The organism is Rhizobium sp. RCC_161_2, assembly GCF_041355235.1.
Lineage (GTDB): Bacteria > Pseudomonadota > Alphaproteobacteria > Rhizobiales > Rhizobiaceae > Rhizobium.
Window position 1 is genome coordinate 16,995 of sequence record NZ_JBFUPL010000012.1, and the last position, 15,795, is coordinate 32,789.

Here is a 15,795-nt window from a genome sequence, read left to right on the forward strand (position 1 = left end):
ATAGGCGGATATGATATCCTAATCGCGCGTAACGATCTCTCCCGGAAGTCGCGTAAGCACGTCTTCGATACGGTCCATCTTGTGGTCTTTCGTCTGATGTGTCTGTTGTTCAGCTTGCCGGGCCGGCCCGCCCGCTGGGCGCAGCTTGGCAGCAGGTGGCGACCTGGTCGGCCCTGTCCCCTAATGCGATCGGCTCGCCGTGCTGTGGGAGCCTCAATGGGGGTCCTCGGACAGCGACTTGAACGGTACTGCTCCCCGGTCGAACACTGTCTTGATAACAATGTAGCTGAAGTACTTTTCCACGCCGATATTGCGGTCAAGGATTGATTCCATCAGTTCTTGGTATCGCGCCACGCTCTTGACGACGAATTTCAGGAGATAGTCATAGCCACCGCTGACAAGATGGCATTCCTGAAGTGCCTCATTTCGACGGATATCGGCCTCGAACTTGATGAAGTCTTCTCGCTTATGGTCGTTCAAAGTCACTTCTGTGAAGACAGTGATGTGTTCGACAAGTTTCGACAGCTGGAGCCGAGCATTATAACCGGCGATATACCCGGCTTCCTCCAATCGCCTTACGCGGGCAAGGCAGGGGCTTGGCGACAAGCCTACTGCCTCGGCAAGATCGACATTTGAGAGCCGGCCATTTTGCTGAAGCTTCGCGAGAATATTGATATCGATCCGGTCTAGTTTTGGTAACGCCGCCATTCTCGCGCTCCTTTCCGACTTCAGCCCCGAAGAGCTTCCTGATGCGCCTTGGCAAGGTCAGCCATGCTGTTAAAACGGAAGTCGTATTTCGGCATGTCACCGGGATGCATCGTGGCGCCGAAACCGTCCTGGTCGTAGCGACGATAGATCCAGCAGGACGCAAGACCATGGCGATTAGCGGGACCGTGGTCGTGGAACATGCTCTCTGCCGTGTGCAGGATCTCATGCTTTTGAATGCCCAGTGTCTCGAGCTTCTTGATCATGTACTCGAAGTTTCGGTCAGACGGCTTGTAGGATCCAACATCCTCGGCGGTATAGATGGCATCGAATTCTACCTGCAGCTTCTCGTTGCTGGAAGCGAAGCTCTCGTTGTCGACGTTGGAGAGGATGACGAGCTTGTAGTGCCGCTTGAGATACTGAAGAGCGCCAGCGGAGTCGGTAAAGGCCGGCCAATTCTTGACGAACTTCCCATAAGTAACGCACTCCGCCCAGGTTACCGAAAGCCCCCATTCTTCGGCGAGGCGCTTGTAGACGATGGGCAGCAAGTCGCGATAGTTCTTTGCCGGCGTCTGAAGCTGCTGCGAGGATTCATGGCGTGCGTGCGCTTCGAGCACCTGGTCCTTTGTTAGCGGGGTCGCCAACCGGCTGGTCAGGGGCTTGAGGCCTTCGAACATGCCTGATTCCCAGTCGATGAGCGTGCCGTAGCAGTCGAAGGTCAGGGCTTTGAAGTCGGTCAGTTTCATTGGCGTGGGTCCTTGTTGTCAAATGGGACGGCTTGCGTTGAAGGGATCCTGAGCTTGTGAGCATATTTGAGCTGGTCACCCTTAGGCACTCGCAATTGCGTTAGATCGAAGATGGCAAATTACAGCGCGGGCGCTCCGCCAACATCAACTCGACGGCTCATTTTGCCTTTACCCCCTCCGAGCGCTTCGATTTTGCCATGGACCGAGAACAGTTGCGGACAGAACCACAGGCCGAAAAAGCATAACCTATCAAAGAAGACTGTCGAATTGGCATACCATGCTGCGTCGTCGAAAGTTAGTCTTCTTGTCCAAATTGGCATTTCCTTCGTCAAAACAGCGAGTTCCAGCCTAAGATGCAAGCCATGGCACTGAATTCCGCTGGTCGAGCAGCGCCGCAACAGCAGTTTATGCTGCTGCGATGCGCGCGACGGAGCCATAGGTCGCCGTTCGGACTGCCTGCTTCGGTCCTTCGGTGCTGTGCGTTCGCGATGTCGGACGGCAATCGGACGGCAATCGGACGGCCAGGCGGCGCCAGTCGTCGCTATTGCCGCGCCAGGGCGTTCTCCACCCGCGTCACCGGCTATTCGCGCTTGGCTAATCCTCATCCGGGCCGCCCCCCTCATTGGTGAGGAGACATGCCGGACTTGGATCGAGTAGAGACCAAGCCCTGTTTGGAACCGGGCCACTTCGCTGCCCTGTGGGCAGCATTGATCCCATACGCTTTGGGTGAGGCGAAAGCGGGCCGGTCCCCAACGGAGCGTGAAACAGCATTGCGTTGCGCAAAACTGAAACTCCGCGTTGCTCGTTCGACGATCGCTCTTATCGGCGCATATCCAGTGCCTGGCTAATGCTGCGTTGCATGATCAGTCCATGACGGCGGAGCCCCAACGATACCAGCCAACGCCCCGCCAAGCCCCGGCGCTCTTCCGAACACTTCGCAGGCAGCGTTCTTTGGTTTGCCCCCTAATTGCGATTTCAGCTTTTGTCCGGATGGCAGCGATAGATCTAAACCCGATGGCTTGCGGCCTTTCACCAGCATCTCCGAGAACTGCGCTGCAAATGATGACGCAAGCCCATAAGCGTCCCCGACTTCCGAGACGCGCGCTCCGTTGGTGATCGAATTTGCGCCGCGCGACCAGACGATGGCTGCTCTCTGCACGCCGTTTGCGTCCAGCGCTTCCGCCTCGACAGCAAGGCCGCCAAGGCCGATCGGAAGCCGTGGCGCCCCGACAGGAAGAACAACGGATGTTCCTAGGGTTACAACAGTCGATAGACCTGCTGCAGCTTTGCTCGTGGGTACGATGTCCGTGATCACGGCCTGGACGGTGATGTCAGCTGGCTCTCCAGGATTAACGACACGATATTTGTCGCTGAGATCGATGCACAATGCGCGGTCTAGGGCATTCGAGACCAGTCTGTCATTTCCCGCATCATGTATCCTCGAATATGCGAGTGGTGACAATCTGGTGGGAGTGATGGCGACGGAGGTCGCGTTTGACAAAGCGGACGTATCAAGAAAGATCCGCGACTTACTCATGCGCCCTTCGACCGGACCGAGATCGCCATAGGACTTCAAGGATCCTGATTGCGTCAGCGGCACTGAACTGCAGCTGCCTAAGCCAAGGGCCAGGACAAGGGGAGCGATTACTAAGGCCGGGTGGCTGGATACGGACCTCATCCAATCGTTAAAGCTGGATAATGCAGGGAAATGTCTCATTAAATGTCTGCCTTTTGTAATGATCTGTGGCTGTCTGGAAAATTGTCGGCGGTGCGGAGCGCCCATAGGCGCTCCGCATTCACACCTGTTCTTGTGTTTCGAACGAAACCGCGAGATCGGGCCGTCTGCCTTCGGTTGCAAGCAGCAATGACATCGCGCAGGGCAGGAGGGTCAGGGTGAGCACGGTTGCCACAGCAAGCCCGCCGATGATGGCGAAGGCCATGGGTCCCCAAAAGATCTCGGAGGCAATCGGAATCATCCCGAGAATTGCGGCGCAGGCCGTCAGAACGATGGGGCGGGCCCGATGTATCGAGGCGGCAGTGATGGCTTCCTTTGGCGATTGACCCAGCGCGACGTTCTGATCGATCTCCTGAATGAGGATGACCGCATTGCGGATGATCATCCCGGACAGAGCGATGACCCCGAGCTGGGCGACGAAACCCATGGGTGTGCCGGTCGGCAACATCGCCCCGATCACGCCGATGAGACCAAAGGGGGCCATCAGCAAAGCCAATGCCATTCTGGAAAAGCTCTGCAGCTGGATCATCAGGAGAATTGCAATAACGAAGAGCATTACGGGGATGACGGCGAAGATCGAGGAGTTGCCTTTTTCCGCTTCTTCGGTGATGCCGCCCGCAATGATGGAGTAGCCCATGGGAAGCTCTGCCCGCAAAGCGTTGAGCTGTTCGTTGACTTGCCCCGCGACCGTCGCGGCCAGGGCGCCTTTCTGGACGTCCGCCTGGACGATGATCATCGGCTTTCCTTGCCGCCGCCAGATGATCGGATCTTCCATGCCGTAGGCAATCGTCGCGACCTGGCGAAGCGGCACGTAGTTTCCGTCGCCAGTTCGCAGTTCGAGATTGCCGATCGCCGCTACCGATGTGCGGTCGGTTTCCGTGCCCTTGACCATCACGTCGACGAGCTTGTCCTGGTCGCGCACCGTTGTCACTTTCGACCCGGAGAAGATCGAGGCGATTTCGCTGGCGATGGACTCCGAGCTCATGCCCAAGGTGCGAGCCTCGATCTGGTTGACCATGACCGTCACGCTCTTTTGCGGTTCTCCGGCGGTGAGATTGACATCACGGGTCTCGGCATTTTCACCAACAACGGAGGCGACTTTCGCGGAGAGGGTCCGTACCTGCTGATAGTCGGGGCCGGAAACACGGAACTTCAGCGGCCAGCCAACAGGGGGGCCGAGCTCCAGCGGCGAAACGCGTGTGACCAGATCCGAAAATCGCTCATTGAGGACTGCTTCAATTCTGCGGCGAACAGTCTCGCGTTTGGCAACGCTTTTCGCGACGACAACAGTTTCCGTGACATTGTCATTGTCGAGCTGCAGGTCCATCGGCAGGTAGAAGCGAACGGATCCCGAGCCGACATAGGTAGTGAAATGATCTATGTTGCGATCGGTCCGCAGGATTGCTTCCAGTTCGCGGGCGCGGATGTCGGTGGCGGCACGCGAGGCATTTTGAGGGAGCGTAAGGCTGACCAAAAGCTCCGGTCGGTCGGAGGCTGGAAAGAATTGCTCCTTCAATTGGCCGAGACCGAAGACAGACAAGGAAAATGCCGCGATCGCACAAAGGATTGTTACCCAGCGATGCCGGAGGTTCCAGCCAAGGACTTTGCGATAGACGGAGATGACAGCGCCTCGTCTTTTATGGGCGTGAGCGAGGCTCTGCGGCAGTATCCATGTGCCAAGGATCGGTGAAAACAGCACTGCGACCATCCACGACGCCGAAAGCGCGATGAGGACCACCATGAAAAGGGAGAATGTGTACTCTCCTGCACTCGAGGCGGCAAAGCCGACGGGAATAAAACCGGCGATCATCACCAGCGTGCCTGTGAGCATTGGGAACGCAGTGGTCTCATAGGCATGGGTTGCCGCGATCACGCGCGACTTACCCTTTTCGAGGCAGGAGATCATGCTTTCGACGGTGATCATGGCGTCGTCGACCAGAAGGCCCAAAGCGATGATCAAAGCACCGAGCGAAATGCGCTGAAGCCCGATGCCTGTCAGCTCCATGCCCAAAAATGTCAGTGCGAGGACAAGAGGAATGGATGCCGTGATGACCAGGCCGGCCCTCATTCCCAATGACACAAAAGAAACGGCAAGCACGATGACAATCGCTTCGACCAGCACTTGCGTGAAGCCGTCGACGGCATCCTCGACAACCGTCGACTGATCCGCGACCTGGATCATGTCGATCCCGTTGGGAAGCTTGGATGCGATTGCGTGCATGCGCTCCTTCAGCGCCTCGCCGAAGGCAAGGAGGTTTCCATCCTTCGCCATCGACACGGCAAGAGCGATCACCTCTTTGCCGTTGACGCGCACTGAAGCTGCGGGCGGATCAACGATGGTTCTTGAGATCGTCGCGATGGAGTCGAGCCTGAAATACCGGCTGCCGAGCTTCAAGGTCATATCTTTCAGATTGTCTTCGGAGGCCAAAGCTCCGCTGACCCGCACGGAGATCTTTTCTTCTGTCGTCTGAACCATCCCAACCGGATTGACGGCGTTCTGCGCCCGGATGGCTTCGATGGCGGCGGACGGATCGATGCCGAGGCTCGCAAGCTTGCCCGGCGAGAATTCGACAACGATCTGCTCTTCCTGGGCACCGAGGATGTTGACCTTACCGATGTCGGGCAGCGACAGAATTTCCTCGCGGATAGCCTCTACCCGATCCCGCAGCTCACGCTGGGTAAAGCCCTCGGCACGGAAGGCGTAGATGCTGCCATAGGTGTCGCCGAATTCATCGTCGAAGAAGGGACCCTGGACGCCGTCCGGCAATGTCGAGGCGATGTCCGACATTTTCTTGCGAACCGTGTACCAGGTGCCATCGACTTCGGTGGGTGGTGTGTCGTCCCGCAGGTTGACCATGATCACCGACTGGCCAGGTCTGGTGTAGCTTTGCGTGTAGTCGAGGTGCGGGGTTTCGGAGAGCTTCTTCTCCAGCTTGTCGGTCAGCAAATTGACGGTGTCCGCAGCACTGGCCCCCGGCCAACGCGCGCCGACGACCATGGTCTTGATCGTGAATGGTGGATCTTCGTTGCGCGAAAGCTTCTGACAGCTGAGGATGCCGGCGACGACTGTCGCAAGCATCAGGAAGATAACCAGGGGCTGGTGATCGAGAGCCCACTTCGACAAATTGAAGCGGGCATGGCGATGGTGCGGCTGTTCGCTCACGAGCGTTCATCCTTCTCGACGGTAACGGCCTCGCCGTCGCGCAGTTTGCTGACGCCTGCCGTGGCGATAATGTCGCCATCGGCCAGACCTTCGGAAATGAACATGTTGTTCTCGGCATATCGTTCGATCTTGACGATGCGAACCTGTAGCGTTTTCGTTTCAGGTGCGTAGACGAAAACGGCCTGGTCCTGACCCCGGCTGGTCAGCGCGGAAGCGGGGACCTTGAAGACCCGCTTTGGCGAGAGGACCACCTTGCCATTAACCGCAGCTCCCATGGGAGCGCCTTCCATCTCACCCTCGAGGGTGACCTTTACACGGTAAGTTCGCGTCGCCGTGTCGGCCGAAGGCGTGAGTTCGCGAACTTTTCCCTTGGTAACAAGGGCTGGATTGGAGATCAGGCTGACCTCGACGTCGGTGTCATCCAGCTTCTCGCTTAGCATCTGTTCCGGGACGTCGAAGACGGCGTCGAGTTCGGTATTCGAACTGAGCGTCAGGATCGTTTGTCCCGTGGTCACGACCTGCCCCACATTGACGGATACTCCTGAAACGATGCCGTCTCGTCCCGCCTTCAGATCCGTATAGGACAGGGTCTGTTCGGCGCTTGCAAGCGCTGAGGTGGCGACCTCAAGCTTCGATTTTGCAGCCTGAAGATTGGCGTCGCTTTGCTGTACCTGCGCTCGCGATACAGCGTTTTTTGCAAGGAGTTCCCAGTTGCGTGCCGCGGTGATATCCGCGAGCGCCACGTCCGATTTTGCGGCATCCGCCTGCGCGGACGCCGACGAGAGGTTGATCAGGGACGGCGTCTTTTCCACCGTTGCCAGGATGTCGCCCTTCCTGACGGTCGATCCGTTGTCGACGCGAAAGACGAGCAGCCCGTCAAGCCTGAAGCTCATCGGCGTTTCATAACGCGGCTGGATCGCTCCGGTCTGGCTGAAGGTTTCGCCGACAACCTCCGACTTGACTGTCACCGCCCGGATGGCGCGTGGCGTCTTTTCCGGCGAGGTTTCGTCAGAACAGGCGGTTAAAAGCATTGCAGACGCGCCTGCTGTGCAGACGAGCATTCGGCTAAACATAAGCACTCCGGTATCGGCTGGCGTGCCTCTTGGATGAGAGAGGCAAGCGGATTGGACCGCCGTTCTCTCCCACGTCGTTTGCCGGGCGTGTGTTGCATCGTGTTAAGATTTGTTTCAGCCGCGTCGCCAATTCGCTTTGGCAGCAACAAAACTTAATAATATGCCGCCCGTAGCCATGCCCGGTTATGATAGGAGGGAATTAAAAGGCGGGAGGTGACCGACCTAGGGACCACAATGGACGAACGATGTCAGACGCGCCGAAGATCCTGATCGTAGAAGACGATGCGCAAATTGCAGCTATGATAGGCGAGAGTCTCGGCGAGCAGGGAATGTTCGTCGAAGTCGCGGCCGATGGCGTTGCCATGGACGTGAAAATGCGCGCTCTCGACTTCGACCTCGTCGTGCTGGACGTGATGCTGCCGGGGGAAGATGGATTCAGCATCTGCCGACGACTTCGTCGCGGCGGCGACATCCCGATCCTGATGTTGACCTCGGTGAGCAGCGATATCGACCGCGTCGTCGGATTGGAGATCGGTGCCGATGATTACGTCACGAAGCCGTTCGTGCTCAGAGAGCTGACGGCTCGCATCAAGGGCCTTCTTCGACGCTCCAGACTTGCCTCTCCTCCGATGGAGAGCCAGCGAAAGCGCCTGTTCCGTTTCGATGGATGGCGGGTCGATCCGATTCGCCGTCAGGTTCACGATCCCAGCCACGCCCGCGTCGCGATGACGACCCACGAGTTCGACCTGTTGCTGGCATTCTGTCAGAATGCCGGTCGTGTGCTCACCAGGGAGCAACTGCTGGCCGTCACGCATGCAGGATTGGCGGGTCCGATAGAACGCAGCATCGACGTTCACATCAGCCGCTTGAGGCAGAAGCTCGAGGCCGATCCCCGAGATCCCATGCTTTTGAAAACGGTGCGCCTGGGTGGCTACATCTTCACCGCCGCTGTGGAAGAGATTGATGGCTAGGAAAGTCAGCGTCGTTCCGAGAACCCTTCGTGGACAGATCACCGTGATCATTCTTCTCGCTCTTGTGACTGTTATTGTCTCCGGCCGCGCTTTGGAGAATTATACAAAGAACGCCTACGCTGTCCCAAATCTGGAAAACGCAGCGGAACAAGCCAGGACGATCGCTCGTATTTTGGCGCAAGCTTCTCCGGCGGAACGCGCGTCTATCCTGGCGAACGCTCAGCGCTCCGGACTGGACGTCTCACTCGCACCCATATCCTTGGCGACGAAGTTCAGAGTGTCTCCCGAAATGCAAGACATGGCGGGGAGGGGCATCGACTTTCTGTTTCCGCCGGACGGTGAGCCTCCTCTCGGTGGTTGGCGCGCCTTTCTAGATGACCGCCGCGTTATTGCCGAAAGGGTCGACGATCAAACAATGCTCATGTTCTTTGGTGTTCCGGACACTATTTTAACGAGCGCGTTTCTGAGCCAGAGCTCATATTATTTCGTCGCGGTTATCGTTTTGCTTGTCTTCTTCTTCATCTTCGCGATCAGAACGGTGACGGAGCCTATAAAGAAGATCTCCGAGGCGGCGATAGAATCCGATATTAACAGCAGCTCGCAGATCTTCGAAGAGCGCGGCACGATCGAGATCGTATCACTTGCGCGCGCACTCAACGGCATGCGGCATCGGATCCGTCTCATGGTTGATGGCCGGACACGGATGCTCAGGGGTATCAGCCACGATGTTAGAACGCCTTTGACCAGACTGAGATTGCGCGCAGAGCGAATGGAGGGTGGGGCCTTGCGGGAGGCGTTGCTTGTCGATATCGACCATATCGACGGCCTCCTTGCCGAAAGCCTGAACTATCTCCGCGACGAATACGCCACCGAAGAGGTAGAGCGCGTCGACGTGGCGAGCATCCTCCAAACTGTCTGCAGCGACTTTTCCGACGTGGGCTTCGACGTGACGTATGAAGGCCCGAACAAGTTCATCGCAAACTGCCGTCCTCTTTCGATTACCCGAGCGGTAACGAACCTCTGCGACAACGCCATGAAATTCGCTTCAAAAGCGAGCGTTCGGTTGGATGAAAATGACACGGGATTTTCAATCTCGGTTATTGATGACGGACCCGGTATTCCCGAAGCTCTGAGAGAGAAGGTCTTTGAACCCTTCTTCAAGGCCGATGCGTCGCGAACAGGGCCGGCAGGATTTGGACTTGGCCTTTCCATAGTCGCCGATATCGCTCATTCCCATAGGGGAACGGTGAAGTTTCTATCCCATCACCCGCGCGGTCTTATCGCGCGGGTGGATATTCCCAATTGAAGTGGGGAAGTGATATGGGCCTGCACAAGAGCTTGCCCGTACGTGTTGCAGCAGCCTGCGCCGCTTCCGATGAAACTGGCCCAGATTCCGCAGAATCTCGCCCCTTGGGATCATGCCCGCCTCTACCGCAATTAAGGATGGGAAGCGATTTTTTCTATCAACGCGCCTGCCGCCAGTAGCTGGGCTTGTTCATCAGGCGTGAGAACCGAGCTCATCGCACTTTTAAGCCAAGCCTCCCTGCGGCTCCGGCTTTGTTCCAGAACCTGCTGACCCGCGGGCGATAACGTGACCCATATCTTTCGCCGATCATTGGTGTCGGGAGTCCGAAGGACAAGTTCGCTCGATTCCAGATCACGCAGCAGGGCTGCCATACCCGCTGATGACATACCCTCCGAGGCTGCAAGCGCGGAGGGGGTAACCCGTCCTCCCATGCGGTCTATGGCGCCGATGATGAGCATTCGCGTCCATGATGCCGCATCGTTCTGCGACTCTCGGCGAAGGCGTCGAACCAATGCTGTCAGTTGTTGCCGCAAACGAGCGACGTCATTGTCGGGGAGCACTGCTGGTCCTTTGCTTCTTTTCCGCGCACACGCGGTCCACGTCCGAAGGAAGATACGAATTTACTTGCTCGTGATCAACAATGTATCTAAGCTAAATTAGCTAATTTCTAACAGCAAAAATGCGCTTTGGACTGCAGCAGCATGACGAGAGAACAATATGGCATTCAACCGACTGAAACGTGTCCTCCTGACGAATGATGATGGAGTGGCTGCTCCAGGGCTGGCCGCGCTGAGGCGTGCCTGTGAGGAAATAGCTGATGAAGTCTGGGTGGTAGCGCCTGATCACGACAAAAGTGGAACGTCCCATTCATTGAGTCTCCACGAGCCGCTACGGATCAATGACCTAGGGGATCATATCTACAGCGTGTCAGGCACCCCAGGTGATTGCGCGGCGTTGGCCATACGCCATCTGATGCTCTTGTCGCCGCCGGATCTTGTTATCTCCGGGATAAATCGCGGCGCCAATTTAGGCAACGAGACAGTTTTTTCCGGGACAGTCGGTGCGGCAATGACGGCGATGCTCCTGGGTATTCCCGCGATCGCCATGAGCCAGGCGTTCTCTGACAGGAACAAGGTTCCTTGGGATACGTCGAAACGGCTCGCACCAAAAATCATCAAAGCACTGGTGTCGAAAGGGTGGGCCAGGGACGTCTGTCTGAATGTGAATATACCTGATGCTGTTGCTGATAACGTTCAGGAGATCAGAACGACGACCCAGGGAATAGGATATCTGAATGACATCCACATTGTGCAGGGGAAGGATCCGCGCGATCTCCCATACTTTTGGCTGAAGTTGGCCCGAAGCACCGACAATGACAGTGAAGGATCCGAAGCCGCGGTGCTTCGAAGCGGAGCGATCTCTGTGACGCCGCTTAGCTTCGAGCGCACAAATCGGCGAGATGTCAGGGCGCTGGACATACACTTCCGGCTCTAAAAAGCACATCAACGATCAAAACAAAAAGAGCTTGACCCAAATGCCCGATTAGAGAAACGGGTCTTATAACTTTCCGCGTACTTTATGGTGTCAAGATTTGCCTTTCCATCGGGAGACTGTCACCAGCCGTCGCCGAGTACACCGACGATTACGCCATCAGGTAGCGGACCGCGTTGAAGCATTGGTTCGCCGAGAGGCAGAACGACTTGACTCGACGTGAAAAGGCCACGTGGTGATGCCTGGCACAACTTTCACACGATCTGCTGTGATTAGGGCCCCGCGAATGGGGTGACCGGCCTCCAAACGGGGTCTGACGCCATCTCGATGACATCAGAATGCCCCGAATACGTGCCTCGAGCAGATCAAGCTTCCCGCGCCCGTGAGCCTTGGTCAAGTTGTTCCGCTCAAGCGGTAGTCATCCGGTGAAGGCCGCTACGATTTCGCCTGATGAAATGCCCACGTTTAGCGAACGCGCTGTTTAGCAGGATAGAGAGATTTGGGTTGAAAACTGCTTGTCCGCCGCCGTGGACAGAAACGGACAAGCCGCCACAAAGGTTCGCTATTTCAGGGGCAGGAAGAGCTCTGCCACCGCCGCATGTTCAGGTGCTTCGGGAAAGAAGCTGAGACGTTGGCAATACAGGGGGAAATCCCTCGCTTCCTCGCCACTGGCCGGCAGCCAATCGCGATAGAGGTAAAGCGCGGCAGGCTCCAGATCATCAGTATTGCCGACGACTTTCAGCACGGCGCAACGGCCGCCGGGGATAATGCCCGCCTCAATGTGCTCTCCTTTCGTCTTGATCGGCTGATCCGTGCTGACACAAAGGTCCAGCCGATACTCGTCCGGAGACGTCACCCGCGGATCGGAATGGAAGATGTTGAAAGTCAAACTGGTCTTCGGATTCAGGCCAGTGGCTTTGCGCCATGCTATGAAGCGTTTGATCGTGTCGCCGATCCTTGCCGGATCACCTCGATGTTTCATGATCGTGACAGGGGTCGGAGACACCTCGCGGATTTCGATGTCATTGGCTGCAAATGTCCTTTGCATAAGCTTACTCCCTGCTTGGTTGAGAGGCCCGAGGGCGGCAAACCCCGGTTCCCAATCGGGCGATTTCCTGAACTGCGAAGGCGACTGGCTGAACCGTTGCCGAAATGCGCGGGCAAAGGCGTCAGGAGCTTCGTAGCCGGCATCCATCGCTATCTCGGTCACGCTTGTCTACGTCCCTGTAGGCCAGCCTGTAGGATGCCCGTTTCATGCGGACGAGTTGGATATAGCGATGCACAGACAGCCCCAAGGCCGCCGCGAACTGCCGATGGAAATGAAACTTGGAGAAGGCGGCCACGCAGCTCAACTCGTCCAGGTCCAGATTGCGGTCGAGATGCTGATCAATGTGATCTAGCAGGCTGCTGCAAAACAGGATGTTGAGGTGAGTTTTGATTGGTTTGCGGATTTTTGAGGTCGATCGGGATATTTTGGCAGTCGATAGATTGTCTTGGGGGGATTTCACCCCACGGCCTTTTAGCCGGCCGGCCTGGCCGAGAGCAGTTTCGGCAGCCTGACGAGATTGTAGGCGGCGATGGCGAATCCGAAGACCGCGGCAACTTTGGGCCTGCCTCGGACCTTGACCCTGGCAAAACCGGCCTGCGCCTTGATCCAGCCGAACACCTCCTCGATGCGCTTGCGGCAGCGTAGACTGATGCCGTAGCCGGGATGGTGGGTGGTGCGCCTGTCGATGGCGGTCTTGCGGACCTTGCCGGTCTTTGAAACGGTGCCGTTGATGGCAATATGCGGCGTGACCTTGCGCTCACGCAAGCTCCCGACAAACGCTTCGACATCATAGGCCTTGTCGGCAGCGAGCGTGATGCGCCGGCTCTTTGCGCTTCGCCGGTCGAGCATAACAAGGGTTGCCTCGCGCTCGGCCAGCCCGGTCGCCAGCGTCAGTTCGGCATCGACGACAAGCCCGTTGCGGTTCTCCGTCAGCGCATGACCCATGTAGCACAGCCGGCTTTCCCGGCCATTGGCCTTGCGGTAGAGCCGCGCATCGGGATCGGTGGTCGAGGCGTGCGTCTCGTTTGAGCGTTTCTCGCCATGAAAGTCGCGCTCGCCATTGCGTCCCGGCTGCGGCGGATCGCCCGAACCGTCCTTTGGCCGGAAGCTCTTCATGCTCGCCCAGGCGTCGATCAGCGTGCCGTCGACCGAAAAATGCTCGCTCGACATCAGCCGCTTGACCTTCGGCAGCGATATCAGGCCCGCCAGGAAGTCCCGCGCCGCAGCCAAGGGGATCAGCAAGATCATCAGTGTGAAAGGGCCGATACCGAGCAAAGCCGCAAACGAATTGCCGATCAATGCGAGCAGAATGATCAGGTCGCCATTGGCGATTTTGACGCCGCACATGAGCGCCATGCCGAGTGCGTATTGGGCATACATGCTCCCGGCAGTATCCACGAGGTAAAGTGCGAAGATAAGAGAATAGATTGTAGTTCCATAAGCTTGATTATGTGACTTTCGTATGTAGGGGGGGCAGATTCCATTTTCAAATGCAACAGAGACAATATTGGCCATGATTTCAGGAGGATGGAATGGCCCGCTCTTTTGTACAGTTGAGCATGGATGAACGTCGCGTCATCGCGCGGATGCATGAGAAGAAGATCAGCCAGGCGGAGATCGCCCGCACCCTTCGTCGGGATCGCTCGACGATCTGCCGCGAGCTGCGTCGGAATTTCTGGCACGATCGCGAAGTTCCAATCGCGCAGGGCTACTGGCATGTGACGGCGCAACAGATGGCTGACGATCGCCGCAGGCGGTATCGCAAGCTATTGCGCGATCCACATCTGTGCGCTGCGGTGATCGATCGCTTGAAGGACGGCTGGTCGCCGGAACAGATTTCCGGACGTCTGAGAGTTGTCAGTGGCTCGTCTGCAAAATTGAGTCATGAGACGATCTATCAGTATGTCTATTCTCAGGAAGGCCGGGATCAGCAGCTGGCTCGACACTTGCCGGAACGCCGCAGGAGACGACGCCCGAGATATGCGCGCAAACCCAGAAGTCTCGTCTTTCCAATCGAATGCGCCATTCGAAACAGACCTGATTCCATCAATTCCCGCAGCGAATTCGGCCACTGGGACCCCATCTTGCCCGCCGTTCGATCACCTTCGACCGCGGGACGGAGTTCACCGACTGGTTGTATCTCCAGGCCAGCATCGGCACCCAAACGTGGTTCTGCGATCCGCAATCACCCTGGCAGAAGGGCACGGTTGCGAACACCAACGGTCGGGTACGGAAATGGCTTTCGAGAGAGGTCGATCCGCTGTCGGTCACAGACGTAGATCTGATCGAAATCTGCAACCACCTTAACGCGACACCGCGCAAATGTCTTAGCTATCGAACGCGAGCCGAAGTCTTCCGCAAGAAACTGCTCGCTCAGATGAGACATGCCGGTTAGCTTTATACGCCTCGCGAATCGCAGTTCGCCATGAACTCACATCTGTTTGCAATGACAATTTCTATTGGTGCGCAAGGACCTGTCCCAACCGACTACCGAACGGAGTGACCATATGCAGCATTGGCTGGATAGACTGACCGATCTCTCAGCGCTCAGGGGTGACGAGAATATTCTCAAGCAAGCTTTAGCACACCTTACGAGACAAGCCGGCTTCCAAGGCTACGCCTATCTACACATCCAGCCCGGTCACACGATTGCTGCGTCCAACTATCATCCCGAATGGCGAGAGACTTATTTCGAACGGAATTTAGCGACCATCGATCCGGTCGTTAGACGCGCTAAGTCCTTCAAACAGCTCTTCACCTGGAGCGGCGAACAGAACAGACACCGCCTGTCCAAAGCTGAGCGTGCGTTTTATGCCGAGGCCGCCGACTTCGGCATTCGCTCCGGCATCACCATTCCCGTCAAGGCAGCAAACGGATCTACGTCAATGTTCACGCTTGCCTCCGAAAAAACCATGATCGAGCTTGAACGTGATATCGATGCTGTGGCCGCCGCCGCAGCTGTGGGGCAGCTCCATGCCCGCATGTCTTTCCTGCCCTTGACGCCGAGTGAACAGCACCCAGCCTGGCTGGATCCCAAGGAAGCCGCCTATCTTCATTGGATTTCTGTCGGTAAAACGATGGACGAAGCCGCCGATCTGGAGGGTGTCAAATACAACTCCGTCAAAAGCAAGCTCGAAGAAGCGAGGAAGCGGCTTCAGATTCACACCATGCCGCACCTGGTTGCACTGGCCATCCGGGCAGGGCTCATCTGAACGAACGCATCAATTGACGGATACGTTTGGGATATAACCCAGAACTCCAACGAGCGTATTGAGGGCGTTCATCTGCGCGTGCATCGCGATCATTGCTTCCACGTATTCGAGATGCTGCTCGCCTCCAACAGCTTTTCCCGTTTTATGGTCTGCTGGCAATGCCTGGAATAACTGATCGGCCGTGTCCACGAGTTGTCTGTGGAGCCGGATGGCATTGATCGTTAAAGTCTCGATTGCTGCGTTATCCAGGCCCCGTGTAAGCCCGATCACCGGGCGCAGTTCACTCGTATCCGATACTGTCGCGTCACTTAAATTCATTGCCGATCCTCCCAAAGTCTTGTCTGC

At 57.0% G+C, this 15,795-nt stretch carries 12 protein-coding genes and 2 pseudogenes; 5 read left to right on the forward strand and 9 right to left on the reverse strand.

Annotated elements, in window-relative coordinates; all coding sequences use genetic code 11:
• Positions 1–213: 213 nt before the first annotated feature.
• The 5 genes from AB6803_RS26085 to AB6803_RS26105 form a co-directional block, all read right to left on the reverse strand.
• Entirely contained in the window at positions 214–708 is a 495-nt protein-coding gene (locus tag AB6803_RS26085; RefSeq protein ID WP_371111620.1) for a winged helix-turn-helix transcriptional regulator, read from the reverse strand.
• A gap of 20 nt (positions 709–728) precedes the next feature.
• On the reverse strand, positions 729–1,451 hold the full coding sequence (locus AB6803_RS26090) for a haloacid dehalogenase type II (protein ID WP_371111621.1): 723 nt from the start codon (positions 1,449–1,451) through the stop codon (positions 729–731).
• An 844-nt stretch (positions 1,452–2,295) separates the two neighbouring features.
• A complete protein-coding gene (locus AB6803_RS26095) occupies positions 2,296–3,168 on the reverse strand; it encodes a DUF3313 domain-containing protein (protein WP_371111622.1) in 873 nt (290 codons plus the stop codon).
• A 79-nt stretch (positions 3,169–3,247) separates the two neighbouring features.
• Entirely contained in the window at positions 3,248–6,349 is a 3,102-nt protein-coding gene (locus AB6803_RS26100) for an efflux RND transporter permease subunit (RefSeq protein WP_371111623.1), read from the reverse strand.
• Positions 6,346–7,380: an efflux RND transporter periplasmic adaptor subunit gene (locus tag AB6803_RS26105; RefSeq protein WP_371111624.1), complete on the reverse strand. Its 1,035-nt coding sequence runs from the start codon at positions 7,378–7,380 to the stop codon at positions 6,346–6,348. Before AB6803_RS26105 ends, AB6803_RS26100 begins: the two co-directional genes overlap by 4 nt.
• A gap of 287 nt (positions 7,381–7,667) precedes the next feature.
• Here AB6803_RS26105 and AB6803_RS26110 point away from each other — a divergent pair, with 287 nt between their 5' ends.
• Complete coding sequence (locus AB6803_RS26110; protein WP_371111625.1) at positions 7,668–8,393, forward strand: response regulator transcription factor; 726 nt, start codon at positions 7,668–7,670, stop codon at positions 8,391–8,393.
• Positions 8,386–9,699: an ATP-binding protein gene (locus tag AB6803_RS26115; protein WP_371111626.1), complete on the forward strand. Its 1,314-nt coding sequence runs from the start codon at positions 8,386–8,388 to the stop codon at positions 9,697–9,699. Before AB6803_RS26110 ends, AB6803_RS26115 begins: the two co-directional genes overlap by 8 nt.
• 131 nt (positions 9,700–9,830) lie before the next feature.
• Here AB6803_RS26115 and AB6803_RS26120 read toward each other — a convergent pair whose 3' ends face one another.
• On the reverse strand, positions 9,831–10,157 hold the full coding sequence (locus tag AB6803_RS26120) for a MarR family winged helix-turn-helix transcriptional regulator (RefSeq protein ID WP_371111627.1): 327 nt from the start codon (positions 10,155–10,157) through the stop codon (positions 9,831–9,833).
• A gap of 259 nt (positions 10,158–10,416) precedes the next feature.
• Here AB6803_RS26120 and surE point away from each other — a divergent pair, with 259 nt between their 5' ends.
• Positions 10,417–11,193, forward strand: a complete 777-nt coding sequence (gene surE / locus AB6803_RS26125) for a 5'/3'-nucleotidase SurE (protein ID WP_371111628.1) — start codon at positions 10,417–10,419, stop codon at positions 11,191–11,193.
• Positions 11,194–11,752: 559 nt separating this feature from the next.
• Here the strand turns inward: surE and AB6803_RS26130 are convergent.
• Positions 11,753–12,629 (reverse strand): annotated as a pseudogene (locus tag AB6803_RS26130) (GyrI-like domain-containing protein).
• An 80-nt stretch (positions 12,630–12,709) separates the two neighbouring features.
• On the reverse strand, positions 12,710–13,618 hold the full coding sequence (locus tag AB6803_RS26135) for an IS5 family transposase (RefSeq protein WP_371111629.1): 909 nt from the start codon (positions 13,616–13,618) through the stop codon (positions 12,710–12,712).
• A 152-nt stretch (positions 13,619–13,770) separates the two neighbouring features.
• Between AB6803_RS26135 and AB6803_RS26140 the strand changes: the two are divergent.
• A pseudogene (locus tag AB6803_RS26140) lies at positions 13,771–14,633 on the forward strand (IS30 family transposase).
• A 112-nt stretch (positions 14,634–14,745) separates the two neighbouring features.
• Positions 14,746–15,450 (forward strand): transcriptional regulator TraR, encoded by a 705-nt coding sequence (gene traR, locus AB6803_RS26145; protein WP_371111630.1) that lies wholly within the window; start codon positions 14,746–14,748, stop codon positions 15,448–15,450.
• A 9-nt stretch (positions 15,451–15,459) separates the two neighbouring features.
• On the opposite strand, the gene AB6803_RS26150 is transcribed toward traR, so the two are convergent.
• Entirely contained in the window at positions 15,460–15,768 is a 309-nt protein-coding gene (locus AB6803_RS26150; protein WP_371111631.1) for a transcriptional repressor TraM, read from the reverse strand.
• Between the last annotated feature and the right edge of the window lie 27 nt (positions 15,769–15,795).